This is a genomic window from Flavobacterium frigoris PS1, from assembly GCF_000252125.1.
Lineage (GTDB): Bacteria > Bacteroidota > Bacteroidia > Flavobacteriales > Flavobacteriaceae > Flavobacterium > Flavobacterium frigoris_A.
The window spans coordinates 36,798-48,640 of sequence record NZ_AHKF01000031.1; the positions used below are offsets into that span (position 1 = coordinate 36,798).

An 11,843-nucleotide genomic window follows, 5' to 3' on the forward strand; every position below is an offset into this window, starting at 1 on the left:
AATGAAACAGTATAAAACCATAGTAGAATCAAACAATTTTATTGTTTTAGATAAATATACCAAGTATTCAGAGGTAAATGAGGCACCAGCAATTTATCAAACGGAAGCAGCTCTTGAAAAAGAATTTATTCAGGATTTAATCAATCAAGGTTATGAGAATCTTAACCTATCTACTAATGAAGCTATGCTGGCTAATGTGAGAACACAACTTCAGTTTCTTAATGATATGGAGTTTTCACATAGCGAATGGGCTCGTTATGTGGAAGAGTATTTAGACAAATCAAGTGACAATATCTTAGATAAAACAAGAAAGTTACATGAAAATTATATTTACGATTTTGTATTTGATGATGGACACATCCAAAACATCTACCTCGTAGATAAAAAAAATATTACTCGCAATAAAGTGCAAGTAATATCACAATTCGAACAAAAAGGGAGCCATTCAAATCGTTATGATGTAACTCTCTTAGTGAATGGCTTGCCATTGGTGCAAATAGAATTAAAAAAACGTGGAGTGGCTATCCGTGAAGCATTTAACCAACTGCATCGATACAGTAAAGAAAGTTTTAATAGAGAAAATTCACTCTTTAAATATTTACAAATATTTGTAATATCAAATGGTACAGATAGTCGTTATTTTGCTAACACAGTTAAACGAGATAAAAACAGTTTCGATTTTACGATGAACTGGGCAAAAGCTGATAATTCTTTGATTAAGGATCTGAAAGACTTCACAACAACTTTTTTTGAAAAAAAAACGTTGTTAAATGTATTACTAACATATTCAGTTTTTGATACGAGTGATACACTGCTGATCATGAGACCTTATCAAATAGCGGCAACTGAAAGAATGTTGTGGAAAATTTCAAGTTCATTTCAATCGAAAATTTGGTCTAAAGTAGAAAGTGGTGGTTATATTTGGCACACCACAGGTTCAGGTAAAACGCTGACCAGTTTTAAAGCGGCTCGTTTAGCTACTGATTTAGATTTCATTGACAAAGTTTTCTTTGTAGTAGATCGTAAAGATTTGGACTTTCAAACAATGAAAGAATACCAAAGATTTTCGCCAGATAGCGTAAACGGTTCCGACAGTACCGCAGGTTTGAAGAGAAATATTGAAAAAGAGGACAATAAGATAATTGTTACAACCATTCAGAAACTAAACCACTTAATGAAAAGCGAAAGTGATTTAGCCATTTATCAGAAACAAGTAGTATTCATCTTTGATGAAGCTCACCGCTCTCAGTTTGGTGAAGCGCAAAAGAACTTGAACAAAAAATTTAAAAAGTTTTATCAATTTGGTTTTACAGGAACTCCAATTTTTCCTGAAAATGCTTTAGGTGCAGAAACAACAGCAAGCGTATTTGGTCGCGAATTACATTCGTATGTAATTACAGATGCCATTAGGGATGAAAAAGTACTAAAATTCAAAGTAGATTATAATAATGTACAACCAAAGTTTAAAGGCTTTGAAACAGAAGTTGATGAGAAAAAATTAACGGCTGCAGAAAACACAAAAGCTTTACTTCATCCTGCTCGAATCAAAGAGGTTTCGCAATACATTCTAAAGAATTATAGAATAAAAACACACAGAAATTATGCAGGAAATCAAGGTTTTAATGCCATGTTTGCCGTAAGTAGTGTTCTAGCAGCAAAATGTTATTACGAGGAACTAAACCGTCTCCAAAAAGATACCGAAAAGCCTTTAAAAATTGCAACGATATTTTCTTTTGCAGCAAATGAAGAACAGAGTGCTATCGGGGAAATTCCTGATGAAAACTTTGAGCCTTCTGCTATGGATAGCAGTGCAAAAGAATTTTTAACAGCTACAATACACGACTATAATGTAATGTTCAAAACTAGTTTTGGAGTGGAAAGTAAAGAATTTCAAAACTACTATCGTGATCTTGCAAAACGTGTCAAGAGTAAAGAAGTTGACTTAATTATAGTAGTAGGTATGTTTCTTACTGGTTTTGATGCACCAACACTGAACACATTATTTGTAGATAAGAATTTACGCTATCATGGTTTAATGCAAGCTTTTTCTCGCACAAACAGAATATATGATGCTACAAAAACCTTTGGAAACATTATTACTTTCAGAGATTTAGAAACAGCTACGGTTGATGCTATAACCTTATTTGGAGATAAAAACACTAAAAACGTAGTACTTGAAAAAAGCTACAAAGAATATTTAAAAGGTTTTACAGACATTGCAACAGGACATGCACGTAGAGGTTTCATAGATGTGGTAAATGACTTAAATGAAAACTTCCCAAATCCAGATGAAATTGTAACAGAAAAAGACAAAAAAGAATTCTCAAAACTCTTTGGCGAGTATTTACGAGTAGAAAACATACTACAGAACTACGATGAGTTCACCAACCTCAAAGCACTTCAAACGATAGATATAAAAGATACTGCAGCCCTTGAATCATTTAAAGAAGCTCACTTTGTAACAGACGAGGAATTAGCTACAATGCAAGAGATAAGCTTGCTACCTGAACGAACAATTCAAGATTATCGCTCAACTTATAATGACATTCGTGATTGGTTTAGACGTGAGAAAAATGGCAAAGAAGCAGAACAATCAGATATTGATTGGGATGATGTTGTATTTGAGATAGACTTGCTTAAATCTCAAGAAATAAATTTGGATTATATTCTTGAATTAATTTTTGAGCATAATAAAAAGAACAAAGACAAAGCTACTTTAATAGAAGAAATCCGTAGAGTGATTCGTGCAAGTATAGGTAATAGAGCAAAAGAAAGTTTAGTAGTCGATTTCATTAATGAAACAGACCTTGAAATTATTCAAGATAAAGCGAATGTTATAGACTCATTCTTCAAATATGCTCAGGAAAAACAGAAAAAAGAGGTTTCCGAATTAATTGTAGAGGAAAATTTAAATGAGGATGCAGCAAAACGGTACATTACAGCATCTTTAAAGCGTGAATTTGCGAATGAAAACGGTACTGAACTCAATAGTATTTTACCAAAAATGAGTCCTTTAAACCCTCAGTATTTGACAAAAAAACAAAGTGTGTTTCAAAAAATAGCCACTTTCGTAGAAAAATTTAAAGGTGTTGGTGGTCAGTTATAATTAAATTTTCAAAAAAACAGATTAAACAAAACATTCTGACAAGTATGTGTGTTCTAATTGATTTGAATACTGATTGAATATTTATCGTTATAATTAGATATTTTTTGATTTTGAAGAGTGCGCAGAAAAAAAATGATAATTGGGGAGCTCACACAAACTCCCCAATATCAAAATCTTCCAAATCATTTTTATGCATAAAAGAAGAACCAGAATCCGTCTCTGAAGAAAGTGTACCGTCTAACAGCTTGGCTATTTTTTGAGAAGCATCTTCGATGGAATTTTCCAATAGGTCGAATAATTCGGTTCCTTGTATTTTCTGAAGTAGGACTGTTGCTGTTTCCTTTTGAGAGGGTCTCATTTTCTCTTTTTTTAACAACGTTTTTACAGTGCTTAATTCTTCGAAGGTAACCCCTTGGGCAAAACCATTATCGCCATCGGATATTCCATAACTATTCCATTCTTCCTCCTCATTCTCAAAATCAGGTACATTTCCAAAAACTTCATCCAGCTCTTCTTGTGGAATTTGTAATTCGACTTTATCTTCGTCGATTTCTATATCAAAATTATCATTAAAACGATCTTCTTTTTGCACTTGACTGTCATTGGAATTCTTTGGCACAGCAAGGCTTCTTTGAGGCTTAGGCTGTCCCATAATATCAGGGAGACTTGAATTAACTCTCTCTTGTCTTGGCTGTTGATCCTTATATTTTTTAATGACAATTTTATCCTTTGCCAAAAGGAAAATGACGATGAGCAAACAAATTACAATTACAGTTTCCATTCTATTTAGTATTATACATTGATTAAAAAATCGGCTTGTTTCTCTCATTAAAAAATTCCTGGATTTCGGTTCCAAAATCATTAAAATGCTGTTCTAAAATGTTATCGATATAGGAATACAATGTTGTTTTCTCTTCCCTTGTCAATTGAACAATCCGAAGGAGTCGTTCGTGGTATTCAGGTCTTATGTACACTACTTTTCCACTACGACCAGACGGATATCTGTTAGTGAGAAATATCTCTTCATAATTCCGTTTCTTTGGGGTGCTTATACGAGTTTTCTCCTTCGGCTTATTTTCGGTAGCTTCGACACTTTGGCTTGGGTTTTTATCATTGTTAACCGCTTCATCCCCACTCATAATATTCATGAGGTAATCTTCATCTACAACTGGTTTTTGAAAACGGTTGTGCTTTTTATCAGATTCCATACAAGAAAAGATTTAAGGGTTTATGATTTTGAGAAATTCATTTACAAAAAGATCCAGTTTAGTTATCTTCATCAAATTAGGCTCAGCAGGAAGCAAGCTAGATCTAAAAATATAATTACTAGTATCATCCGTTTCCTTGCGAAAACGCTTACTATCCATTATTCTTGACTCCATTATAGAAAGCCCCAGTTCTTCTATTACACCTTGATAGGCTTTATACAAACTAGTCTTTTCCCTCCTATCTACTTGATTCCAAAACAACCAAAATTTTAAGTTCTTGTTGCCTCCATCTGTTTCTGGAAGTTGTAGAAATGCTTTGGCAAATCCCAAAGTGCTTTCTACTACCAATCGGTCGGCAGTAATGGGAGAAAAGATAAAGTCCATTGCTTTTAATGTGGTCAGAACGCCCTTGGTGTTGGCAGTTCCTGGAAGATCAAACAAAATAATATTCCAATCACTATTGGACTGATCTATATATTCTGACGCCTTTTCTAGCGCATTCTCGGCCTTACAACGAATGACCGGAAATGCTTTTTTATCAATCGTCTGAAACTGCTTCATAGCCGCTCTCTTATGATGTTCATTTTGCATCACCGTTTTAAGATCTCTATCTCTCATATTGCTGAGACTATGCTGCGGAAAATCACAGTCCAACACCAGTACATTAAATCCCAATCGATAATGAAGCACACTAGCCAACAAAGTTGTCATTGTAGATTTCCCTACTCCACCCTTTTGGGTAGAGAAACTAATTTTTAAAGTTTTATTTATTGTTTCCATTACTTATAATTTTAAAGTTATCTATTTACTAAATTGTTTCGCTATATACCTTCTTGTATTTCTATACAAGGTTTTAACCTATTTATTTGCTTTAAATATGTACTTACCTACAATTGTAGATTCATACAATTTCCAACAGCTATGTCTTGTTTATGGGTAATATGTACGCTCATTTGTTTTACTGCTTTTATGCTTTTATAGTTGTACAACTGTATCGTTTTATACTTTACTATTTTACTAGATACTTGCTTACTCTTAAAACTTAGTATTTGTGTTTGAAGTTGGTTATAGAATTGTTTCTAAATATTCTTTTACAACTTCGAAACAAAGAAAGCTGGTAACTCCAAACCATCTCAGAACGATGAACTCATTGGCGTTCAAAGGCAATGTTTGGCAACACTTACTATTACACCATTCTAAAAATCAATGATTTACTTTGTTATAGAAGTAAATAAATGAGAATATGAAAGGTCCAAATCTACATTTGAATAAGAACTGGAACGGCTTAAAGCCGTTTTTCCCTGCTTTATTAAATCTGTTCCGCCGACAGGCGGACGGATTATCTGTTCACCAGAACAGAGCAAGTTGTGTTTTGAGGCACCGGAAATGAATTCCGTGCCTCAAAACAACTTGCCGCCGCCGCGGGGCTAAAAACTCCCTCCGAAGTCGGGGTTTTCTAAAAATTAAAATTGGAATGATGATGGAGAATCAACAAAACAAAAAGCAACACAAAGGCGGTAGAAATCCTAAAAAGGATCCTAGCATCCACCGTTATGTTTTTCGACTAACAGACCAGGAAAATGCTAAATTCCTTTCTCTTTTTGAAGCTTCAGGAGCGGATAATAAGGCGCTATTTATCACTTCTCTCTTATTTGAAAAGCAAATAAAAACGGTAAAAGTAGATCTAGCAGCAATGGATTATTACATGCGCTTAACCACTTTATACGGTCAATTTCGTGCTGCTGGCGTTAATTACAATCAAATTGTCAAGATATTGTATCGCAATTTTTCTGAAAAGAAAGCGGCAGCCTATCTCTTTAAATTGGAAAAACAAACGATCGAGTTGGCTCAATTATGTCGTGCCATAACGCAATTAACAGCAGAGTTTGAAGTAAAACATTTGAAAAAAGAAGAAAAATGATAGCAAAAATTGGTCGTGGAGCAAATATTATTGGCGCACTTTCTTATAACCAATTAAAAGTAAATCAAGAAAATGGATCAGTTTTATCAACTCATAGAATAAGAGAAACGGTCAATGGAGAGTTTACTGTTAACCAATTATATAGTTCCTTCGAACCGTATTTAATGGCAAACAAGCGAACAGAAAAACCTGTTTTGCATATTTCTCTTAACCCAAACCCAAAAGATAGCGTAAGTGATGAAGACTTTAAAAAAATCGCACAAGACTATATGGAACTTATGGGCTATGGAGACCAGCCTTATGTGGTTTTTAAGCATACCGATATTGAACGAACCCACATTCATATCGTTTCGACCTGCGTTGATCGTTACGGTAAAAAGCTATCTGATTCCTATGAAAAATTACGTTCCATGAATGCCTGCCGTGCATTGGAACAAAAATATCAATTACTCGCTGCAACTGAAAAGAATCAAAATCCGAAGGAAGTAATTTTTAAACCTGTTGATTACAAAGAAGCCAATGTAAAAAGTCAAATAGCATCGGTAATTCGACATCTGCCTAAGTATTACCAGTATCAAAGTTTAGGAGCTTATAATGCGCTACTTTCACTTTTTAATATTACCGCTGAGCAAATAACAGGTGAATTACAAGGTCAGTCTAAACAAGGACTTGTTTATTTTGCACTAAATGAAAAAGGAGAAAAGGTAACGAATCCTTTCAAATCCTCTCTTTTTGGAAAGCTGGCTGGCACGGAAAGTTTGCAAAAGCATTTCGAACATTCTAAAGAGAAAATGAAAACAGCACCTGCTAAAGAAATCCTGAAAAATTCGATAGAGGTTACCATGCATACCACGAATAATGAAACTGATTTTAAGAAGCAACTAGTCGATCAGGGAATTAACACCTTTGTTCGAAGAAATGATCAAGGTCGTATATACGGAATTACTTTTATTGACCATGAATCGCGCACTGTTTGGAATGGATCCCAACTAAGCAAAAATTTATCTGCCAACGTTTTTAATGATTTATGGAAAAATGAAGGGACTCAAAAAGTTCAGAATGAGAGACAGAAAACCAAAACAATTTCGTCCACAGCTAGTAAAAATGAATCCTCACCAGAAACAGAAAAACCACATGCTCATTTTGATTTTCTTAATGGAAATGACTCAACCCATTCTAATACTGATTTCGGACTTATAGAAAGCCTTGCAAATTTATTGCCAATTACTCAAGGTGAAGATTATGAAGAACAAGTATTCGCGAATCAAATAAAGAGAAGGACAAAACGCAACAATCAACGAGGCAAGAAATAGTTTAGCGAGACAACCAACGCCAACGGAAGTCAATTGACTTAGATTCTTTAACGTTCGATTTACTTTCGCTCGTTACATTTTTAACTTTTCAATTATGCAAGGAGAAGACGATTTAAGAGGACTCGCCAAAATAATGGCTTTCATGCGCGCTGTAAGTATACTTCTAGTACTCATGCACTTTTACTGGTTTTGTTATAGTTTTTTCTTAGAAAAGGGCTGGACGTTACAAGTCATTAACAAGATCCTAGGCAATTTTCAACGGACTGCAAGTCTATTCTCTCACACCATATACACCAAGATTTTTGCTTTGGTATTGTTAGCATTAAGTTGTTTAGGAACGAAAGGAGTTAAAAACGAAAAAATTAGTTGGTCGAAAATATCCATTGCCTTAGTCATGGGATTTATACTCTTCTTTCTCAACACACCATTACTAAAGTTGTCTGCTGGTACAGCGATTTCTTTATACATATTTACTACTTCAGCGGGCTACATTTCGTTAATGATGGCTGGAGTCTGGATCAGTCGACTACTGCGTACCAATCTTATGAGCGATGTTTTTAATAATGAAAATGAAAGTTTCATGCAAGAAACCAAATTGATGCAAAATGAATATTCTGTTAATCTGCCAACCAAATTTTATTACAAAGGCAAATGGAATGAAGGATGGATTAATGTGGTAAATCCATTTAGAGCATCCATCGTTTTAGGAACACCTGGATCTGGAAAAAGTTATGCCATAATAAACAACTATATCAAGCAGCATATCGAAAAAGGATTTTCAATGTACATCTATGATTTCAAATTCGATGATCTTTCCACCATTGCGTATAATCATTTACTAAAACATTCCGAAAACTATACCGTTAAGCCAAAATTCTATATCATCAACTTTGACGATCCTAGTAGAAGCCATCGTTGCAATCCCATCAATCCAGATTTTATGACAGACATCTCAGATGCTTATGAATCTGCCTATACTATCATGTTGAATCTTAACCGCAGTTGGATACAAAAACAAGGCGATTTCTTTGTGGAATCTCCCATTATATTACTAGCCGCTATTATCTGGTTTCTGAAAATTTATGATAATGGAAAGTATTGTACGTTTCCACATGCCATTGAATTACTCAACAAGAAATATGTTGATGTTTTCACCATCCTTACTTCCTACCCTGATCTCGAAAATTATTTATCTCCGTTTATGGATGCTTGGCAAGGTGGCGCACAAGATCAATTGCAAGGACAAATCGCTTCCGCAAAAATTCCGTTGTCTCGAATGATTTCACCTCAACTTTATTGGGTGATGACTGGAGATGACTTTTCGTTGGACATCAATAATCCGGATGAACCTAAAATTCTTTGTGTGGGAAACAATACCGATCGGCAAAATATTTATTCTGCTGCCTTGGGTTTGTACAATTCCAGGATCATAAAATTAATCAATAAGAAGGGGAAATTAAAAAGTTCGGTGATAATTGATGAGTTGCCAACGATCTACTTTAGAGGACTGGATAATTTGATTGCCACAGCTAGAAGTAATAAAGTAGCGGTATGTTTGGGATTTCAAGATTATTCGCAATTGACTCGTGATTATGGTGATAAGGAAAGTAAGGTTATCCAAAATACGGTGGGTAACATCTTTAGTGGTCAGGTTGTGGGAGAAACGGCCAAAAGCTTATCCGAACGGTTTGGTAAAGTATTACAGAAACGCCAAAGTTTAACCATCAACCGAAATGATAAATCCACCTCAATATCTACACAACTAGACAGTTTGATACCAGCATCAAAAATCTCCACGCTTACGCAAGGAGTGTTTGTGGGAGCTGTTTCAGATAATTTTGACGAACGTATTGAACAGAAAATTTTTCATTCTGAAATTGTAGTCGATAATAGCAAAGTAGCTAGTGAAACCAAAGCTTATAAAAAGATACCTGAGGTCCTCTCTTTCGTTGATGAAAATGGTGCCGATAAAATGAAAACCGAAATAGAGGCTAATTACAGACAAGTAAAACGTGATATAGTTCTAATAATCGAAAGTGAATTGGAACGTATCAAAAATGATCCTGATTTGCAGCATTTGGTGCAAGAGGGATGAAATAAATGTCCGTAAATAGAAGAAATCTCTATTAAATGTTTGTTATTATGTACATATTTGCTATTTTTGTTCATATTAACGAACATTGTTACAAATGAGTGCAAAAAAGCAAATCTTATTCCCTAAGCACCAACTCCTTTTAGAGCAAATGGGAGAGAATATTAAATTGGCTCGAAAAAGAAGAAAGCTCACTGCAATACAAATTGCTGAAAGAGCCGATATCGCTAGAACCACTTTATACCAAATAGAAAAAGGAAATTCTAGTGTGGCAATAGGTGCCTATTTTAATGTTCTGAGAGTACTAGGTTTGCAAGACGATTTTTTAAAAATAGCAGCTGACGACGAACTAGGAAGAAAACTTCAAGACCTTGACCTATTAAAGTAACCCCTTGCTAGAAACAAATTAAACTGATCACTTATTCAAAACACAAAACATGTCACAAAGTAAAACCGACATCTACGTTTACGCCCATTGGCAAGAAATGCAGGAACCTAAACTAATTGGTATCTTATCTGCACAACAAGCGAAAGGTAAAAAAGCATTTAGTTTTGAATACGATAGAAACTGGCTCAAAACAGAACAAAAATTCCTTTTGGATCCAGACATCCAATTATATGGTGGTCCACAATACCCAAATCAAAAAGAAAACTTCGGCATTTTTTTAGACAGCATGCCTGATACTTGGGGACGCACCTTAATGAAACGTCGAGAAGCCCAGCTTGCAAGAGAAAAGAACGAAAAGCCAAAAACACTCTATGATATTGATTTTCTATTGGGTGTATATGATGAAAGTCGTATGGGAGCATTACGATTTAAAACCGACCCGAATGGAGATTTCTTAGATAATAATAAAACTACTTCCACCCCGCCCTGGTCCTCCATCAGAGAACTCCAAAATGCAGCCGCTAATTTCGAAAACGACAAAGATAATGAAGAAGTAAATAAATGGTTATCGGTTCTTATGGCACCTGGATCTTCATTAGGTGGTGCAAGACCCAAAGCCAATATTTTAGACAACGACAAAAGTCTTTGGATTGCTAAATTCCCCTCCAAGACAGATACTGTAGACAAAGCAGCTTGGGAATTTTTAGCCTATAAATTGGCTATTAGTGCCGGAATCAATATGGCGGCCTTTCGAATAGAAAAAATAATGGGCAAGCACAATACTTTCTTTACTAAACGCTTTGACAGGGAGAATGGCGAAAGAATTCATTTTGCTTCGGCTATGACTATGACAGGCAACAATGAAGATACTATAAGAGACAATCCCGCAAGTTATTTAGATATTGCCGAATTCATCAGTAATCAAGGTGCAAACGTAGAAGAAAATTTACACCAAATATGGCGCAGAATCGTTTTTAATATAGCCATTTCAAACACCGATGACCATTTGCGTAACCATGGATTTATTTTAACCAAAGAGGGGTGGATACTCTCCCCTGCTTACGACCTTAACCCCTCCATAGACAAAGATGGTTTGGCTCTTAATATTGATATGGATAACAACGCACTGGATTTTGAATTAGCTAAAAGTGTTGGGGAATACTTTAGATTGAATACTTTACAAATGGAAAACATTATTCAAGAAGTCACCCAAGTTACAAGCAACTGGAAAACGATAGCTGGAGAAATAGGTATTTCTAGAGCAGAGATGGAAATTATGGAAAAGGCTTTTAATCTTAAGCAGTAATTCATCCTAGATATTTGTTTTGAACCTAAGATTATTTCTTTGAAAAAAATATTTTTAATATTACTAAGTTGAAAGTAAAACTTTTTTTTTATAACTTTGATTAACAACGATTTAAAAAACAGAAACATGGCACTTAAAACTGGACCAAAAAGAATAGCAAAATCTACTGGACAACCTGATAAACGTCAACGTGATAATAAAGACACACCAGGTAACACGCCTTCACTAAAACCTCCTAAAAGAAAATCTTAATACAATTTTTGTTTTTTGAAATAGGAATATTGTAAGTTATAGTAGCTGTTTTTTATACCTGCAAATAATGACATACCTAATATTTGTTTATTTGAAAAAAACTTAATTGAATCTATAAACTTTAGTTAGATATATCAAATCTACTTGATAACGATATGTTAAACTAAAAAAATTTGATCATTTAGCCTGATCATCTAAGTAAAAACACTTAAATAAACGCCACCAATTTCTATTTCATTTTTCTTTTGAAAATAAAG

The 11,843-nt window shown here is 34.5% G+C and carries 10 protein-coding genes; 7 read left to right on the forward strand and 3 right to left on the reverse strand.

All coding sequences use genetic code 11. The features are described from left to right. The first annotated feature begins 1 nt into the window (after nt 1). Complete coding sequence (locus tag HJ01_RS16135; RefSeq protein WP_007139569.1) at nt 2–3,106, forward strand: type I restriction endonuclease subunit R; 3,105 nt, start codon at nt 2–4, stop codon at nt 3,104–3,106. Between the two features lie 148 nt (nt 3,107–3,254). Here the strand turns inward: HJ01_RS16135 and HJ01_RS16140 are convergent, their stop codons facing one another. The 3 genes from HJ01_RS16140 to HJ01_RS16150 are packed head-to-tail and all read right to left on the reverse strand — an operon-like array spanning nt 3,255 to nt 5,094. After that, entirely contained in the window at nt 3,255–3,887 is a 633-nt protein-coding gene (locus HJ01_RS16140) for a hypothetical protein (protein ID WP_007139570.1), read from the reverse strand. A 22-nt stretch (nt 3,888–3,909) separates the two neighbouring features. Then, complete coding sequence (locus tag HJ01_RS16145; protein ID WP_007139571.1) at nt 3,910–4,314, reverse strand: DUF3408 domain-containing protein; 405 nt, start codon at nt 4,312–4,314, stop codon at nt 3,910–3,912. A gap of 12 nt (nt 4,315–4,326) precedes the next feature. Beyond that, on the reverse strand, nt 4,327–5,094 hold the full coding sequence (locus tag HJ01_RS16150) for a ParA family protein (protein WP_007139572.1): 768 nt from the start codon (nt 5,092–5,094) through the stop codon (nt 4,327–4,329). Nucleotides 5,095–5,788: 694 nt separating this feature from the next. On the opposite strand from HJ01_RS16150, the gene mobA reads away from it, so the two are divergent. The 6 genes from mobA to HJ01_RS17995 all read left to right on the forward strand — a co-directional run bounded on the left by mobA (nt 5,789) and on the right by HJ01_RS17995 (nt 11,586). After that, nucleotides 5,789–6,235 (forward strand): conjugal transfer protein MobA, encoded by a 447-nt coding sequence (mobA, locus tag HJ01_RS16155; RefSeq protein WP_007139574.1) that lies wholly within the window; start codon nt 5,789–5,791, stop codon nt 6,233–6,235. Continuing rightward, entirely contained in the window at nt 6,232–7,548 is a 1,317-nt protein-coding gene (gene mobB, locus HJ01_RS16160) for a conjugal transfer protein MobB (protein WP_007139575.1), read from the forward strand. The genes mobA and mobB overlap by 4 nt, the downstream gene beginning before the upstream one ends. Nucleotides 7,549–7,642: 94 nt before the next feature. Continuing rightward, the gene (gene mobC, locus HJ01_RS16165) at nt 7,643–9,643 is read left to right on the forward strand and encodes a conjugal transfer protein MobC (RefSeq protein WP_007139576.1); all 2,001 of its coding nucleotides are present in this window, start codon (nt 7,643–7,645) and stop codon (nt 9,641–9,643) included. Between the two features lie 94 nt (nt 9,644–9,737). Further along, the gene (locus HJ01_RS16170) at nt 9,738–10,028 is read left to right on the forward strand and encodes a helix-turn-helix domain-containing protein (RefSeq protein WP_007139577.1); all 291 of its coding nucleotides are present in this window, start codon (nt 9,738–9,740) and stop codon (nt 10,026–10,028) included. A 49-nt stretch (nt 10,029–10,077) separates the two neighbouring features. Continuing rightward, nucleotides 10,078–11,334: a type II toxin-antitoxin system HipA family toxin gene (locus HJ01_RS16175; protein ID WP_007139578.1), complete on the forward strand. Its 1,257-nt coding sequence runs from the start codon at nt 10,078–10,080 to the stop codon at nt 11,332–11,334. 126 nt (nt 11,335–11,460) lie between these two features. Further along, nucleotides 11,461–11,586: a hypothetical protein gene (locus HJ01_RS17995; RefSeq protein WP_007139579.1), complete on the forward strand. Its 126-nt coding sequence runs from the start codon at nt 11,461–11,463 to the stop codon at nt 11,584–11,586. Nucleotides 11,587–11,843: the final 257 nt, after the last annotated feature.

What these genes read in the sequence shown, in the direction of transcription:
- HJ01_RS16135 (WP_007139569.1), top strand. Translation starts at nt 2, where the DNA reads ATGAAACAGTATAAAACCATAGTAGAATCAAACAATTTTATTGTTTTA.
- HJ01_RS16140 (WP_007139570.1), bottom strand. Translation starts at nt 3,887, where the DNA reads ATGGAAACTGTAATTGTAATTTGTTTGCTCATCGTCATTTTCCTTTTG.
- HJ01_RS16145 (WP_007139571.1), bottom strand. Translation starts at nt 4,314, where the DNA reads ATGGAATCTGATAAAAAGCACAACCGTTTTCAAAAACCAGTTGTAGAT.
- HJ01_RS16150 (WP_007139572.1), bottom strand. Translation starts at nt 5,094, where the DNA reads ATGGAAACAATAAATAAAACTTTAAAAATTAGTTTCTCTACCCAAAAG.
- mobA (WP_007139574.1), top strand. Translation starts at nt 5,789, where the DNA reads ATGATGATGGAGAATCAACAAAACAAAAAGCAACACAAAGGCGGTAGA.
- mobB (WP_007139575.1), top strand. Translation starts at nt 6,232, where the DNA reads ATGATAGCAAAAATTGGTCGTGGAGCAAATATTATTGGCGCACTTTCT.
- mobC (WP_007139576.1), top strand. Translation starts at nt 7,643, where the DNA reads ATGCAAGGAGAAGACGATTTAAGAGGACTCGCCAAAATAATGGCTTTC.
- HJ01_RS16170 (WP_007139577.1), top strand. Translation starts at nt 9,738, where the DNA reads ATGAGTGCAAAAAAGCAAATCTTATTCCCTAAGCACCAACTCCTTTTA.
- HJ01_RS16175 (WP_007139578.1), top strand. Translation starts at nt 10,078, where the DNA reads ATGTCACAAAGTAAAACCGACATCTACGTTTACGCCCATTGGCAAGAA.
- HJ01_RS17995 (WP_007139579.1), top strand. Translation starts at nt 11,461, where the DNA reads ATGGCACTTAAAACTGGACCAAAAAGAATAGCAAAATCTACTGGACAA.